At 50.8% G+C, this 16,891-nt stretch carries 11 protein-coding genes; 7 read left to right on the plus strand and 4 right to left on the minus strand.

All coding sequences use genetic code 11. From position 1 onward, the window contains the following. Positions 1–3 precede the first annotated feature (3 nt). From B036_RS34525 to gldE, 7 genes are all read left to right on the plus strand, one after another. The gene (locus B036_RS34525) at positions 4–171 is read left to right on the plus strand and encodes a T9SS type A sorting domain-containing protein (RefSeq protein ID WP_406603392.1); all 168 of its coding nucleotides are present in this window, start codon (positions 4–6) and stop codon (positions 169–171) included. Positions 172–861: 690 nt separating this feature from the next. Beyond that, the gene (locus B036_RS0100470) at positions 862–4,041 is read left to right on the plus strand and encodes a reprolysin-like metallopeptidase (RefSeq protein ID WP_455014130.1); all 3,180 of its coding nucleotides are present in this window, start codon (positions 862–864) and stop codon (positions 4,039–4,041) included. Positions 4,042–4,396: 355 nt separating this feature from the next. Then, positions 4,397–5,488 carry an LptF/LptG family permease gene (locus B036_RS0100475; protein WP_020566718.1) on the plus strand — a complete coding sequence of 364 codons (1,092 nt, stop codon included), beginning with the start codon at positions 4,397–4,399 and terminating at the stop codon, positions 5,486–5,488. A gap of 530 nt (positions 5,489–6,018) precedes the next feature. Continuing rightward, entirely contained in the window at positions 6,019–6,540 is a 522-nt protein-coding gene (locus tag B036_RS0100480) for an RNA polymerase sigma factor (RefSeq protein ID WP_020566719.1), read from the plus strand. 141 nt (positions 6,541–6,681) lie between these two features. After that, positions 6,682–7,770: an A/G-specific adenine glycosylase gene (mutY, locus tag B036_RS0100485; RefSeq protein ID WP_020566720.1), complete on the plus strand. Its 1,089-nt coding sequence runs from the start codon at positions 6,682–6,684 to the stop codon at positions 7,768–7,770. A 13-nt stretch (positions 7,771–7,783) separates the two neighbouring features. Beyond that, on the plus strand, positions 7,784–8,257 hold the full coding sequence (locus B036_RS0100490; protein WP_020566721.1) for a single-stranded DNA-binding protein: 474 nt from the start codon (positions 7,784–7,786) through the stop codon (positions 8,255–8,257). A gap of 148 nt (positions 8,258–8,405) precedes the next feature. Beyond that, positions 8,406–9,833, plus strand: a complete 1,428-nt coding sequence (gene gldE / locus B036_RS0100495) for a gliding motility-associated protein GldE (protein ID WP_020566722.1) — start codon at positions 8,406–8,408, stop codon at positions 9,831–9,833. 166 nt (positions 9,834–9,999) lie between these two features. Here the strand turns inward: gldE and B036_RS0100500 are convergent, their stop codons facing one another. From B036_RS0100500 to B036_RS0100525, 4 genes are all read right to left on the minus strand, one after another. After that, positions 10,000–10,749 (minus strand): hypothetical protein, encoded by a 750-nt coding sequence (locus tag B036_RS0100500; protein WP_020566723.1) that lies wholly within the window; start codon positions 10,747–10,749, stop codon positions 10,000–10,002. A 584-nt stretch (positions 10,750–11,333) separates the two neighbouring features. Next, a complete protein-coding gene (locus tag B036_RS0100510) occupies positions 11,334–11,699 on the minus strand; it encodes a hypothetical protein (RefSeq protein WP_020566724.1) in 366 nt (121 codons plus the stop codon). A gap of 148 nt (positions 11,700–11,847) precedes the next feature. After that, positions 11,848–15,573: a M1 family aminopeptidase gene (locus tag B036_RS0100515; protein ID WP_026231544.1), complete on the minus strand. Its 3,726-nt coding sequence runs from the start codon at positions 15,571–15,573 to the stop codon at positions 11,848–11,850. Positions 15,574–15,804: 231 nt separating this feature from the next. Next, a complete protein-coding gene (locus B036_RS0100525) occupies positions 15,805–16,701 on the minus strand; it encodes an ABC transporter ATP-binding protein (RefSeq protein ID WP_026231545.1) in 897 nt (298 codons plus the stop codon). Between the last annotated feature and the right edge of the window lie 190 nt (positions 16,702–16,891).

Raw genomic sequence — 16,891 nt, forward strand, 5'->3', positions numbered from 1 at the left:
GCGCTGAACCATCAGCTTTCCCTGGAGCTCTTCGACCTTAACGGCCGGATGCTGCAACGCAGCGCCGTTGCTGGTGCGGCCAAGTCCGCTTCGCTAGACATGACGGCCTTGCCGTCTGGTGTTTACCTCCTTCGCATTGACGGCGCGGTGCGTCGGATCGTGAAACGGTAGTTTTACAAACAACCAGTCTTACAAAACCGCGCTTAGCCTCTTGTTGAGGTTACGGGCGGTTTTGTGTTTAGACTTAAGACTTCCAGCCGCTGAAGGGCCTTCCGTCGGGCGGATGTTTAAAATCTAACGACCCTGACAACAGGACAACTCGACAACCAGACACCTTGACTTTCTTTCCGCAACACACACGACCTTTTCCCCCACCCCACTTTCTTATCTTTGCCCGCCAGATATAAACCAATTATGATCAGACTTTTATCGCTGGCGTTAGCCTTCTGCTGCGCCCTGAGCCTCTCGGCTCAATCTTCCGCTTTCGAATTTTCCGGCACCGTAGCCGTAGCAAGTGGTATTGATGAGGTACGTACGACGACCGTTGACCTTAACAAACTGCAAAAGGTATTGCGGAAGGCTCCCCCCGAATTTCAGGGGCTGAAGAGCAATACGACCGTTAGCCTGCCGCTGCCGAATGGTGGTTTTGCCGAATTTGTGGTGTACGATAGTCCGGTCATCAAAGGGCACCCGGAGTTGGGCAGTTACAAGCTCAGCGGCCCATGGGGCGGAGGACGAATGTCTACATCGGTGCGTGGCATGTCGGCAGTTCTCAAAGGTCCTGACGGTTACTTCATCATCGATGAAAACGAAGACGTGCCAGGCCAGTACCACGTAGCAAATTTTGGCGCCTTCATGGCTATGAGCCCCGAAAACCAGGGCGTACTGTCTTGCGGTGCAACCCCGGCAGAGTTGGATATCCTGGACCTTCCGGAGTTGGGCGAGATCGCAGGTGCAAGGGCAAATCAGAAAGCAGGCAATGACGCTCAGTCGCTTCGCATATACGATTTGGCACTAACCTGTACCGGCGAGTTTGGCCGCAGTGTGGGAGGTACGGAAGAACTCGTACTGGAAGCCTTTAATACCTCAATAAACGCGATTAACTCCGTTTACGAAAATGATTTAGGTATCCGGCTGCAAATCCTTGATGCGCCTGGTCTTATCTACCTGGACCCTGGAACGGACCCATTCCTTAACGCTGATAATACCGGAGGCCTGCTTCCTCAGGTAATAGGTGCCATCGAAGCTAACGGTATTGCGCCTGAAACTTATGACATCGGACATGTTTTCACGGTCGGCTGTGACGCAGGCGGAGGGATTTTCACCGCAGGTACCGCAGCTCTAGGCAGTGCTTGTAATGAACAGTCGAAGACTCGAGCATCAACCTGCTTTTGGCGACCTATTGTGACCACAAGCCTGGGAACCATGGCCCACGAAATCGCTCATCAGTTTGATGTCAACCATAGTTGGAACAATTGCTCCAGTTCCCAAGGTCAACGTAGCGGATCCTCTGCCTTTGAACCAGGTGGTGGCAAAACGATCATGTCATACTCTAGTGCTTGTGGAACAGACAATTATCCCAGAGGTGGCCCTAGTGATCCTTATTTCCACGTCGGCAGCCTTCAAGAATTTTTCTTTTTTAGCCGTCAGGGGCCAGCGAGTGACTGTCCGACCATTGTGGAAACGGATAATTTCACCCCGGAGGTATCTTTTGATTATTCTGATGATTTCTATATTCCAATCAGCACGCCTTTCCGTTTAGAAGGCTCAGCAACGGATGCTAATGATGCCGAAGAAGACCTTACCTTCATCTGGGAGCAATATGATCTTGGTCCGGCTACACCAATTAGGGAGCCTCGTGGAAATTCCCCACTCTTTCGCTCCTACCTTCCCTCCGCAGAGGGTAATGTGCGATACTTCCCCCTATTACAGTACATTATCGAAGGAAGCAGTCCTCCTGAAGAGACCCTGCCTACTTACGCCAGAGATATGACCTTTCGGCTTACCGCCCGGGACAACAATATCCAGGCAGGTGGCGTGGATTGGAAAGAAATACACTTTTTAACCGATGAAGGAGCCGGACCGTTTGAAGTAAACGACCCCGCCGACACCGCATGGTTTGTGGGCGATTACCGGGAAGTAACCTGGGATGTTGCCAACACCAATGTAGCCCCGGTTAACTGCCAGCGCGTCAACATCGTCCTGTCCAATGACGGTGGACTTACTTTTGATGTCGTCCTGATAGAAAACGTAGCCAATAATGGTAGTGCCTTTGTCACTATTCCCGAGACAGCAGTTAGTACTGATGCCTTGATCATGGTCGAGGCAGCCGATAATGTTTTTCTTAATGTCAACCAGAATAGCTTCCAGGTACTCCCGGCGGTAGTTCCTGGCTACACGCTGGAGCCGGCGGTTCGGTTCAGCGAAGTTTGTATACCTGATGTGGTTGACATTGACTTTAACTCCGGCAGCATCCTCGACTTTGCCGCGCCCATCGCGCTGTCCGTTGATACAGCAGGTATACCAGCTGGGGCCATCGTTTCATTTTCCTCACCTGAGCTTACTCCCGGAGAGACCTCAACCATGACCGTTGACCTCAGTGACGTTCGCCTCAGTGGCGCACTCGAACTCACCATCATCGCCATTGTTGAAGGCCAGGATACCGCCCGCCGTACCGTCCTGCTGGACGTAACGGACAATGACTACTCTGACCTCGCAACCATTGCTCCGGCAGAAGGCACCGCCGGTATCATTCTTGCAACCACCTTCGACTGGACGGACGCTGTAAATGCTGACACCTACGAAATCGAGATCGGCACCTCTCCAACCTTTCAGGAAAGCACCGTTTTTGAACGGGCGATTGGCCTGACGAACAGTGAGTACCTGCCCGCAGAATTTTTCGACGCCAACACCCTGTATTTCTGGCGTATTCGCCCCCTAAACAGCTGTGGCCTTGGCCCCTGGAGTGCACCGAAGAGCTTCCGCACCATCAACAGCGAATGTAATGCATTTGCGCCTGACGATGTGCCGATCGGCCTACCCGGTTCCGGCCCTTCCTTTACCCGTGAGTCCAGGATATTTATCGAACAGGGCGGAGCGATCAGCGACCTCAATATTCCAAATGTCAACATTCAGTACAACTTTGCCTCTGAGGTTACGCTAACGTTGGTAAGTCCGGCGGGTACCCGCGTGACGCTTTACGAAGAAAAGTGTTTCTCTACCAATAAGATTGACCTTGGCTTCGATGATGACGCCCCGATCGCAGTTGCCTGTCCACCCGACGACCGCCGGGTATTTCAGCCGGAGGGCACTTTAGCCGATTTTATCGGAGAAGACACCTTCGGTGAATGGGTCCTGGAAGTTATGGTCAGCGAAACCGGTGGATCCGCTGGTTCCATTCAGGGCTGGCAAGTTGAATTCTGTTCCGATGTGGCTGCCGTGGCCCCTCAGTCCATCAACAATACGGCAACGGAAGTGCTGCCGCTTGGCAGCAGCGTGATCCTGAAAGAAAAGCTGAGTGTAACCAGTACCGCTTTCAGGAACGAATTGGTACAATACACCATTACTGACCTGCCGGATGCTGGCCGCCTGATGCTTTACGGTGCTGAATTGATGGTTGGAGACACCTTCCAGCAGGACGACATTAATGGCCTGGGTCTTTTTTATGAAAACACGGATGACAGTGCCGATACCGATGATTTCGGTTTCCTCGTGACGACACCTGACGGCGGCTACCTGCCAATTGCCTATCACGACATCATCATCACGGAAGATGCCGTAACCAGTAACCNAAGCGTCAGCACCATCGATGCTGGNCTGGTTGCTTTCCCTAACCCGGTAGGCGACGNGCTCANCCTGCGTTGGGACGTAGCGCTGAACCATCAGCTTTCCCTGGAGCTCTTCGACCTTAACGGCCGGATGCTGCAACGCAGCGCCGTTGCTGGTGCGGCCAAGTCCGCTTCGCTGGACATGACGGCATTGCCGTCTGGTGTTTACCTCCTTCGCATTGACGGCGCGGTGCGCCGGATCGTGAAACGGTAGTCTCACGGCAAACCCCAGACTACGCCGCCCGTAGCCTCTTGCTGAGGTTACGGGCGGTTTGTTTTTTAGGCGCGCGGGCAAGCCCCGCCCCTACAGATATCCCCGTGATTAACAAAACTTTTGAAACGATCCACTAGCAGGCTGTAGGAGACGACTTAGTCCAAAAGTAGAAGATTGAGAGGCACCGCAACAAAACCTTTAAGACTTTAGTAAGATACAACCAGGCAACACGTTGACCTTTATCCGCGTCAACAACCTAGTGGCCTGTCAACTATACTTGCTACTTTTGCGCTCTGGAACCTCCGACCAGTTCTGGCTGCCTCAGTATAAACATATACTCTCTTTACGCTTCCCCATGCTGAAAAAACTTGATTGGTACATAATTGGAAAATTCCTTCGCACCTTCTTCTTTACGGTGTTGATCTTTTCCATGGTGAGCCTGATCATTGATTTCAGTGAAAAGATTGAGCGGTTCATTGAGAGCGACATCAGCAAGATGGAGATTACTTTCGAGTATTTCCCCACCTTTCTGCTTTTCATCCTGGGCCTTCTTTGGCCGATGCTGACCATGATTGCAGTCATCTTCTTTACTGGCAGGATGGCCAGTAATTCGGAGATCATCAGCATTCTGAATGCGGGGGTTAGCTTCCGTCGCTTCCTGCGGCCCTATATGATTTCGGCGGGCTTCCTGTCTTTACTCTACGTTATTGGCATCAACTACGTCATTCCATTGGGGAATGCCCATCGTACGGAGTTAGAAAGGGTTTACTTCAATCGAAACCGGGACGTGGGCAAAACCCAAAATGTCCACATGTTCGTCGCGCCTAATACGAAAGTATTCATGACGCACTTCAGCAAACGGGACAGCACGGCACGGAATTTCAGGATAGAGTACTTCGAAGAGAATAAGCTGACCAGCCTGACTAAAGCACGCTCGGCCCAATACGTTCCTGGAGATACTGCCTATTGGCGGCTTTCCAACTATGAAATCAGGACCTTCGATGAGGAAGACGAAACACTAACGCTGGGCGGCCGACAAACATTAGATACAGTTCTTAACCTCGCCCCGAAAGACTTCGTAGATTACCAGGAGCAACAGTCCTCCATGTCTACCCCCGAGCTGTTGGCCCACCTGCGTAAACAACGGGAACGTGGCTCAGGCAATATCCGCAGGTACGAAGTCGAGCTGGCCCGCAGATCAGCAGAACCCTTTACGTTATTCATCCTAACGCTGATCGGGGTCGCAGTGGCCGGACGGAAGACACGTGGAGGCATGGGCGTACAGCTGGCCATCGGAATCTTTATTGGCGCACTGTTTGTATTCCTCAGCCGTTTTGCTTCCACCATCAGCGCCAGCGCTGACCTGCCGGTTTACCTAGGTATGTGGATGCCCAACCTGATCTTCTTCGCCGCGGCAATGTACTTTGTAGCGAATGCTCAGCGGTAGCTTCAATCCATAATTCAATGGTTCCATGCAGGCAGCTCGTGTGCCTGGGTGAAATTGCCTTCGGTGACGAGCAGGTTGACCAGGTGGCAATTCAGCCGGAGCGAGACAACAAAAAACTAAACCCTGCACCTGCGGCCCCGCCCACTTATTGACCAGGGGAATTATCTGCGTTCGTCCCCCTTGTCCGAATTCATCCCCAGGCAAGAATGCAGACAGTTCGTTATACCAAATAGCCTTACATGGCTAAAATCTGCCAATTTCACTAAGCTTGTCTAACCTTTTACCCCCAATAAAGGGCAAAAGGTTAGACAAAACATTCAACTTTTCATTTTTTACTGAAAGTTTAGAATAATATTTTTTGCTCGTTTGTCCACAAATACGCTTGAAAAACAGTCGATTACGCAGTGAATACTGAAAAATAGTTAGGCAAGAGTCTGAAAACAGGCATCGAGTACTGTCTTAAACTTGTACTATATCTAACTTTTGCCTAACTTTGGTTCAACAAACTGACCCACTAAAGATTAATCAGCATGTCACAGACTGAATTTTTTACCGATTTTAATCGGCTCACTACCCTTCTTAATTCATTTGCTTACAACCTGACAAAGAATTCTGAAGACGCGAAAGACCTTTACCAGGAAACTGCTTTCCGTGCAATAACCAATCGCGAGAAGTTCCGCCCCGGGACTAACCTGAAGGCCTGGTTGTTCACAATCATGAAGAACATCTTCATTAACAACTACCGCAAGAAGGTGAAGGCGAACACCATCATGGACAATACAGATAATCTGTACTACCTCAATTCGGGGAACGTATCCATAGACAATGCCGCAGACAGTAACATTCTGATCAAGGAGCTCAAGGGAATGATTGAATTGTTGGACGACAGTACCCGCATTCCTTTTTTGATGCACTACCAAGGTTTCAAGTACCAGGAAATTGCGGATCACTTGAGCCTGCCATTGGGAACGGTGAAGAGTCGCATCTTTTTCGCCCGTAAAGACCTGAAGGCTAAAATTGCCCGCCAGTACGGCAAGCTGCGGGAACAATAGATCCCCATCTGACCGATAGTAGCAGGCCTAAACATAAAGTTATACGATTTTTTGTCAATTTGTCTCTCCTGTATAAATTACAATCTCCGCCGTGGCTCCTGGCAGTCACGGCGGATTTTTTATGCATCTTACAGCCCAATTATGCTCAATACAGACTGGCTTTTTTTTCAGCAAGCGCTTTTAGGCTGGTATCGACCGGACAGGCGGCCGATGCCGTGGAAAGCCATTAAGGATCCCTATGCCATCTGGCTAAGTGAGATCATCCTGCAGCAAACGAGAGTAGAACAAGGCCTGCCCTATTTCGAGCGATTTGTTGCGGCCTACCCAACAGTAGTGGACTTAGCTGCGGCAGAAGACGATGCAGTAATGAAGCTCTGGGAAGGATTGGGGTACTACTCCCGCGCCAGAAACCTGTTGAAAGCGGCCAGAATGGTTACTGCCGAACATGACGGTGCCTTTCCGGACACCTACGCCGGCTTACGCACCCTGCCGGGTATAGGCCCTTATACCGCCGCAGCAATCGCCTCCTTTGCATTTGACCGGCAGGTAGCCGTACTGGACGGTAACGTGTTCCGGATACTGGCCCGTTTCATGAATGATTCTACCCCGATAGATACCGGTAAGGGACGGAAGCACTACGAGGCGCTCGTAAGCTCCGCACTGGGTGCCACCCAGGCCCGAACGTTTAACCAGGCCATCATGGATTTTGGGGCCCTGGTTTGTACGCCCCGCAAAGCCAGTTGCCACCAATGCCCACTGGCAGATCAATGCGCTTCTCTGGTAGCAGGGACGGTGTACGACCGGCCCGTGAAAGAGAAAAAACTTAAACGCCGGAGCCGCTATTTCCATTTTTTAGTCGTGAGCGATCGTAAAGGAAATACCATTATTGAACAACGGGGGGAAGGCGACATCTGGCAGGCGCTGTATCAATTTCCGCTGATTGAGGTGGATCGGGACGGTCTCACCACCGAAGCTTTGCCCCAGCAAGACGGCTGGCCGGATTGGCTGCCAGCGGATCAACTCAAGCTTACCCGCAGAAGCCCTCCGTTCAAACAGCAACTCACCCACCAGACGATCGTGGCGGTATTTCATCATTTTACTTACCCGGAATTACCCGGTGAAATCGTGGGTCGACAAGTGGTTAAAAACAAAATGTTTAGTAACATTGCTTTCCCACGGGTCATTACCAAATATTTGGCGGATAAAACCTTACTTTTAGACCTCTTTTAAAACAAGGTATAAGATGATCAATAAAGTAACGTTGGTTGGCCGGCTGGGTGCCGAGCCGGAAGTACGCACACTGGAAAGCGGAGCGATGGTTGCCAAATTCGGCATGGCCACCTCCGAAAGTTATAAAGACCGCGCGGGGGAATGGCAAGAGCAGACGGAGTGGCACGACGTAGTGGTGTGGCGTGGCCTCGCTGAGCGCGCGCAAGAGTACCTCAAGAAAGGTTCCCTGATCTACCTGGAAGGTAAACTGACCCATCGTAAATGGCAAGACAAGGACGGCAATAACCGCAAGACGACTGAGGTGGTAGGCAGTTATTACCGGGTAATGCCTACGGCTCCGCGCAATGGGGGCAGTAGCAACTACATGCCCACCGAAGAACCTGCGATGGGAACGTCCGCGCCTCCTCCCAAGAGTGCAACGGCGGCATCCGAACCTACTGAACCAGCTAATAGCGGTGGAGATGACGGCGAAGACCTGCCATTTTAAGAACACCTCTTTCCACGAGGGCGGGGCTTTGCAAAACGCTACCGCGTTTTTAGTTTTCAGACAACTTACCACCAGGGAGAATAATAGGGCGAAGGGTATCAACCTTCGCCCTATCTTTGTAGTTCAAAATTCATAGCAAACTTAATAGTTGGGAGCTTCCGACCACCTTTCCGTCTTTCTACCTCAGTTATTCCTGCTCAGCACCGGAGCCGTGATAGGGCTTGGCATTTTAAGTATTGCGCTGCTTCTGTTTCTCTCTGGTTTGGTTTCGGGTTCGGAGGTCGCCTACTTCTCTCTGACGCCAAACGATTACGATGAGATCGAAGGTAAGGAAACGGCCAACGGACGATTGATCCTCAGTTTTCGCGATCAACCCAGACGTTTACTGGCCACCATTCTTATCGCCAACAACTTCATCAACATTGCCATCGTCCTGATCTCGGACCTGCTCCTGGCACAGCTGTTTCCGGCGGGTTTCTTTGTCACTCAGGCAGACAAACTGCTGACGTCTATCCCAGGGATGATGAATTTCATCACAGCAGAGACCATGGGGACAAGTATACGCTTCCTCATTACGGTGATCGGGGTGACCTTTTTACTCGTGCTTTTCGGTGAGGTTGCGCCTAAAGTCTACGCTCGCTACAATAAGCTGAAACTTGCCAACCTGATGGCCCGGCCCATCAACACCATGATGAGTTTGTTCCGTCCATTATCCTATGCACTGGTAAGCGGCGCATCCGTGGTTGAAAAACGCCTGGAGAACCATACCCTCGATTCTGCTTCTGCCAGCCAGGAGGAAATTGATGAAGCGATTGAATTGACGGTTAACAACGAGGATAACGGCGAAGAAGGCGGGCGGCAGGACGTCGACATTCTGAAGCGCATCGTTCAGTTCGCCAACGTTACGGTCCGGCAGGTAATGCGTTCGCGCGGAGATGTGATCGCCGTGGAACAAAAAGTCGATTACCATGAGCTACTGGCCGTGATCCGCGAGCACGGATACAGCCGCATTCCGGTATTTGAGGAAGATTTCGATAAAGTCCGGGGGGTACTGTACGTAAAAGACCTGTTGGGCTACCGCTACGAAAAAGCGGATTTCAACTGGATGACGCTTGTCCGCCCCGACGTACTTTACGTGCCGGAGAATAAAAAAGTGAGTGATCTGCTCAAAGATTTCCAGCAACAAAAGATGCACCTCGCTATTGTCGTCAACGAATACGGCGGCACGGAGGGCATCGTCACTTTGGAGGATGTTTTGGAAGAAGTTATCGGCGACATCCAGGATGAATTCGACGAGGGTGACGAGATCATTTATGAAAAGATCGATGACCTGAATTATGTCTTTGATGGCAAGACGCTGTTGAACGACGTCTGTCGGGTCCTCGAACTCCCTACCAGCACTTTCGACGGCCTTAAAGGGGAAGCTGAATCCCTTGCCGGGCTGATCCTGGAACTGCAAAGTCAATTTCCCGAAATTGAGCAGGAAATGACCTGTGAAGGTTACCGCTTCAAGGTCATGTCGATGACTAAGCGACGGATTGAAGAGATTTTGGTGACGTTGCCTAGTGTGGAGTAGGAGTTTTTCAGGCGCGGCCGCAGGTGCAAAGGGGAGGTAAAAGGAGCAGGGTCGAACCCTGAACCGAGCCCTATTTGGGGTAATCATTCAGAACAATCGCTCCGCGATAAGTTTCCTCGAATAAGCGGAGGACTAAACCGAAATTTTCTGGAGGCTTTCATTAGGACTAATCCAATGATCCTCTGTCAATGCTTTTAAGAATATCAAACGCCCGCAGTGATTCTTTATAGATCGCAGATCTGCTATAATTTTCAACAAGCCATAATGCTTGATCAGCTTCAGTACTGACGCCCTCTCCTTGTGGAAAGTTTATCTGGTAATCTTTGTAGCTCTCATTAAAATGGCCAATATTTTCTCCAGCTACTTTTCTTATGTAGGCTATGTGCTCATTTTTAATTGGTGAATCTAACTCGTCAGCAACGGCGATAAGCATTTCGGCGTAGGCGTCACAGTCTCCGGCTCCTTGTGCTAGAAGTGTTAGAAGAGATTTTTTTATAATTTCGTTACGTTCTGGAGATGCGGGTTCTCGTAAGGCAGCTCTATGGCCTACTTCGTATGCACATAGTTGCATGCTTGGAGCAAGTGTTTTGTCGTAAATCTGTGCGTTGAAATTATATTTTTCACTTAGATTCTTAACTATCTCCTGCAGTTCCACTAAAGGGATTTGGTATTTTCGCTTACTTAGTTTACGAATCAGTTCTATTGTTGGCGCATTATTTGGCCGATAGTCCGGTTCAGTTTTTAAGGTATACCTGAAATTTAGGGAGCTTGATAACTGGCTGTTATGCAACGTTTGCATTACTCTAAGATCCCTATTAACACTAGCCATATTTTGGCTAACAGCAACTAAAGGTTCCTTATTACATGACGAAAATAAGGTAGTTACCATTAAAATATATAGGAGGATAAATTTCATGATTTTAGTTATTTTTAGTTACCTGTTTTTTGATGTAAGAGTCAAAGTATTACAAAAGCAAAAGATGTATCAAGTTGTGTTTTCGCAGGTGTTTACTACTAATTTATAAGACTAACTCTTTAAAAATGATACGCATTTTTTAAGTATTAATTATGTGGGTATAAATCGCAATTAATCAAACTATAGAAGGCCGAAACACCCCTCCTAAGTTAGTGCCTCCTGTGCAAAAACCAAAAAGAACTACTAACTCCGCGTTTCTCCGCCGCTCCGCCACCCCGACTGCCCCTCACAAAAATTAGGAAATGACAATAGAAACAGCTTAAACACTTCAGGTGAATTGCTTTCTAAGACACTTTGCCTTATTGCTTTGAAGAAAATGAACGCTGCAACAATAACCAGTTGAATCCTTACTATTTTCGAAACACTTCCCATTATTCTGCTATTTCTTGATTTTCGAGATCGTAGTCCCCGTTGACTTAGCTGGCTTGTCCATGTCCTCGAGTGCAAAATCAATCGACGCCAGAATTAAGGCCTTCACTTTAGTATACTGCTAGTACCACTCTGAAAAAAGATAATTGAACGCCCTATTTGCTTTCAGATATACAATATGACGATATCGTCTTCAAATTATCCTCATCATCAAATTCATAAACATCACAAGCAGCTATTCTATTTATGCTTACTTCTTCTCTGAAAAACTCACCTGTCCCCATTACTACAACCTTATTACCAGCTTCTACTACATCTTTGGTTTCAAATTGAGTCTGAACAGACTTAAAATACTCAGCTATTTGAACGCAATTTTGGATCACGTCTGATTTTCCTTTAAATACATTTTCACCAATGACATTCCATTGTATATTTTCTAACATGTGTGGAAATGTAACTTCAAACTCGCCATTTGAAAACGACTCAGCAATTTCTCTCTTCCTTTTTTTTGTAGCCTCCATTAAATAGTTATTGAATATTTACAGGTACTTTTTTAAGGCTGACCAACTTCGCGTTTCCAACATAACACCTACGGCCCACATCCTTCCCTCCAAAGTTAAGGATACAAAAAGAAAATTCATCTTCCATACCCAATACGGATCGCCACTACTATTCCCGCCAAACCCCACTTCCCCGATCCACCTCCAACAACAAATACTCCGGGTCCAAAACCACCCGATCCACCGCCACCGGAAGCAAAAAAGTAAACGTATTCCGAATCCCATCTACCCGGACCTGCCGAATCTCCAACTCCTCCTCACCGGCATAGAAGCCAAGGCGGAGGTAATCCGCCAAAGGAAGAGACTGAAGGTCACCGTCCGCCAGGGTAACACCTCCGGCATCAGCGTAGGACTTGGTGCCTTTGGCATCGGAGCGGTACTTGGTGGCCGTCAGGCCGACGGTGACTTGAAACTGGCCGTTTGAGGCTGGGGTGACGACGACGGATTCCAGGGTATTGTCGTAGAGGGTGATGGTCTCGAAGTAGTCGTGGAGGAGATATTGGAGAGAATCGGGGGTGACGGCGCGGAAGGCCTCGACGAAGTCGAGGGAACTAGCGAAGGGCGGCGGGGCGAAGCGGTACTGGCGTTCAAAATCAGCAACGGCTTCGTTAAAAACAGTCTCGCCCAGGTAGTGGTACAAAGCATTATAGGCGACGGAGGCTTTGCGGTAATTGAGGCGCTTTTGGTCTACTCCGGCCAGGATGAGCGGGACTTCATCAGTACTACGCGCCCGCTCCCGCAGGTAAAGCTCCTGCCAGAGCTTGAGGATCCCGCGGGAGAACTTCGCTCCGAACTCCCGTTCCGTGATCCGGATGGCGAGGTAATCCGCCATGCCTTCGGTAATGACGCGGCCGCCGGCCACATTGGCCGGGTCCACCCGGTGCCCCCACCAATAGTGCGCCACTTCGTGCGCGCCAGTGAAGAAGGGTACATTGAACACTTCGTTGTTTTCGTGGTCGATGTCGCACAGCAGCATCCGTTCCGAGTAAGGGATCAGGTTACCGTTCAGCGTCGCGTGGCTCCCGAAGCTGTTGGGAAACTCCACCATCTTGAGGCTTTTGTGCTCCAGCGGACCGAAAATCGAGCTGCAGTAATCAATGCTGGCGCCTACCCCTTGCCGGATGTGGGGGATGTTTTCGTCGTGGGCGGGATGGTAGTTAAACTCGAGGGGGATGCCTCCGGCCGTATCCCGTTGGGTCGCGTAGCGACCCGATAGCCAGGAGACGTCACTTACAATGGGTTTGTCGGACCGGTAGTGGAAGTAGTTTCGGCCGTTTTCAGTCCATTCTTTTACCAGGTTCCCCGTGGAGAAGGCCCGCTGATCACCGCTCGTACTGATGGTCGTTTCGTAGTAGATACCGCCCATGTTATTGCTTGGGAAGGAATAGCCCAGCAAGGTAGAATCGGTTGGCAGTTGAGAGGGCAATTCCTGGGTACCCAGGCCAAATCTTCTCCGCTTCTCGATATTCTTCAAAAAAGCATTTCGGATGCCCAGGTCCGGGAGTATGTGGTAACCGAGTAGGTAGGTGCCGTTGGTCTTTATTCGATCGTTGGTTTTCAAGAGGCCGTTTTCTTTATTCCGGATGTTTACATCGAGGGCCATAGAATCACCTTTTAGCAACGGCTTGTTGAGCCGGACAATGGTGTACCGCATTTCCTCATCGTCGGTAATGATGGAATGGGGGTTTCTGATGCGGTACTCCCCCTCTTCTTTCAGACTGGTGGCCAGTAGAATGGTATCCAACGGCTGGTCCACTTTATTGACGAACCACATAGTGCCTTCTGCCCGGTATTCGAAGGTGGCCGGGTAAAGGTCTATATCGATGTTAACGCGGGCCAGGCGAGGTTGCAGCCTATCGAAATACTGGCCGTATTCCAGCTCGTTTTTTGCTAAGAAGGCGTCGTATTCCGCATTACTGACTTCAGCGAAGTTGCCGTAGGTGTCGTGGTAGTATAGCCCTGCGCCCAGGCCGACAAAAGCTACCAGTCCGGCGAACATCGCCATTCGCAGCGGCTGCTTGCCCTTAACCATACTTTGCATCCTGCGTTCGCGCCAGGAAAAAACATAGCCACGTTTCCACAACAGCAGGCTCAAGCCCAACAACAACAGTCCGCCAACCAACCAATAAAGCTGGTAGGAGAAGTAATACAAAAGGCCGGGTTCGTAGCCGAAGAAATCCGAATACGGAAAGCCCAGCAAGGTACCCGGTACGCTGTTGAATTGAAAAATGCCCGACTGCAAAAAGGGCCATTCTAAGAATTTGCCGATCTCGGCCACCGCTCCGAAACAGAAGGGCAGCAGAAGCAGCGCAAAGAAGCCCAGGTACATATTCCGGAACAGGGTGTGGATGAAGGTGGCCAGGCAGGCCCCGATGAGGAAAGTGATGAAATGCAAGCCGAACAACTCGAACAAATAATGCCCGATTTCGTAGCGTCCGTAGCCGCTCATCGTTTGGTTGATGATGCCGGCCACCATCACGATGGCGAGCAACAGCAGCTGGACTTTAGCCACGGCCAACAGTCGGGAAAGCATCAAGACCCAATCGGGCTGGGGCGATACATCGACAAGATCCCCCATGCCGCTGGTCTCGCCCCGGTACGCCAGCACGCCGACGTACAAATAGGTCACCAGATTGATCACGAAACTGAAGATGAACATCGGTACGGAGAGCATCGTCGACGTCGTCGGCTGGATCTCAAAACCAAACTGCGGGTTCATCTGGCTCTGTTGCAGGAAGACGAGGAGAAAACCACCAACCAGGAGGGCGGCAAAGGGCCAGCTTAGGACGATGAAGCGGAAATCGGTGTTGGAAAGGGCCCAGGTGGTTTTTAGGCGATGGGGGAGGGTGAAGTTGTAGGCTGGGTTTAAATGTACCGCGTGTTCGCCTCTCCTTCGGTCCCTCTCCCCCGGAGAGGGATGCCCCTTCGACATTGTTTCATGGTAAGATTTTAGCGCTTCCTGCGCATCACTTTTCTTGTACAAAGAGACTCCACTTAGTGGATTTTCACTATCCGTCCGACGGGAGGGCTGGCGACCAAATTGGCTGAAGCTGAAGTTCCGCCACGCCGACCAGCAAAGCAACCAACTCACCCCCAGCCATAGCCCCCGGTTGGCAACAACCAGCCCGGTGAGCGGGACAGCAAGTACATTACGTTCCGCGACGGTCCAGTACTTCACCGCGCTACGAACCCCGGTCATACCCGTAGGATCGAGCAAAGTAGCGATGGTCTCCAGGTCACTTCTCCCCAACATGCTGCTCATTAATGACTGCACCATGATAACGATGATGATGGCGATAAAGGCAAGGTAGACGTTGCGGGTGCGCAGGACAATCCAGAAGACGAGAGCACCGAACAACAAAACGTTCGGCAGCAGAAAAATGCCGTAGAGCAACAGGTAATCGCTTGCCTTGAAGGGCCCGATTACTCCGGCCCCGATGCCCGGCATCATCGCTCCCAGGGCAAAGCCCAGGCCGATACAACAGACGATGACCATGACCACCAGCATGGCGCTGCCGAATTTCGCTACCAGGTAATCCTTTTTCGTGATCGGGTAGGAAAACAGGACGGTGTACATCCGGCTTTTGTAATCGCGGTAAATCGCCGCCCCCACAATGGTCGGCAGTAAAAAGAGCAAGAGGTTGTTGAGGTAGGTGGACATGAACAGCAGCCGGTAGCCGGAGTTGATGACCTCGGCGTTATCGCCGCCCGGTGCTTCACTGGCCGTTCCCCACATCGTAATGAATGAAATGCCAAAGAGGACCAGGGCGCACAACCATGGCAGGGGCTGGCGGAGCCAGTGTTGAAGTTCGTGCTGTAGGATGGGGAAGAGCATAGTGGTCAGTTTTTGGGTTGCAGGGGTTGCAGGGGTTGCAGGGGTTGCAGGGGTTGCAGGGGTTGCAGGGGTTGCAGGGGTTGCAGAAAAAATTGCCGCAGGCAATTCAACCAAATTTTTTCAGCATTTTTTTCAAAATAATTTGTCAAAAACGAGCGGAGCGAGCAGCCTGATGCGGAAGCTGCAACCTGCAACCTGCAACGCGCCGAAGGCGTCCTGCAACAAGGAGCGCTAGCGACTGGCCTGCAACGGGAGCGTAAGCGACCTCTGCAACGCAGCGAAATAAACGTCCTCCAACGTAGGCGAGACCACCCTGAATTCAGGCATTCCGATATCCGTCAGCACCCGAATCCGGAGGCTGTTATCCCGGTTATAAGCGGAGGATAAAACAGTATACCGGCGTTGGTAGTCCGGCAATTCAGTGGCGGAGATATTGGTGGTCCATATCTTACCCTCCAGGTTTTCGATAGCGGCTTCGGGTGTGGTGTGCAAGAGGAGTTGGCCTTGATTGAGCACTGCCATATCGGTACAGAGATCCTTGATGTCCTCCACGATGTGGGTGGAAAAAATGACGATGCTCTCGGTGCTGATGGCCCGCAGGATGTTGAGGAAGCGTTGGCGTTCGGTGGGATCGAGGCCGGCGGTGGGTTCGTCGACAATGATAAGTTTGGGATTATTCAGTAGCAATTGGGCGATGCCAAACCGTTGTTTCATACCGCCGGAATAACTACTAACGGACGTATGGCGCACGTCGGTCAGGTTAGTTACCTCCAGGCAGTAGTTGATAATATTCCGGCGTTCCTTTTTGGCCGAGATGCCCTTGAGGCTGGCGAGGTAATCAAGCAGCCGTTCGGCCGAAATCCGGGGATATACGCCGAACTCCTGCGGCAGATAGCCGAGGGTTTTACGCAGCGTCATCGGGTCGTTGAGCAGGTCGACATCGCCGAAGCGCATGCTGCCCGTATCGGGCTGTTGCAGAGTGGCGATGGTTCGCATCAGGGTGGATTTCCCCGCGCCATTGGGGCCAAGCAGCCCGAACATCCCCGTACCGATGCTTAGGGACAACTCGCTTAGGGCACGGGTGCCGTTGGAGTACGTTTTACTGATTTGTTGAAGATCAAGTTGCATGGCGTTTTTATTTGATGGTACAAACATCAGGGCGGCGGCGCGCAGGTGCTGGCAAAGGATGATGAAAGCAGGGTTTTGCGTGATGAAGGGAACTGAACCTTAATCAGCAAAACCCCCACTTTCATCCGCATTCCGCCGCCTTTAACCACGTAAATGCCCCAAAAAGCCCCAACGACCACGTTCTTTACCA

The organism is Neolewinella persica DSM 23188 (genome assembly GCF_000373105.1).
In the GTDB taxonomy this organism is placed as follows: Bacteria; Bacteroidota; Bacteroidia; order Chitinophagales; family Saprospiraceae; genus Neolewinella; species Neolewinella persica.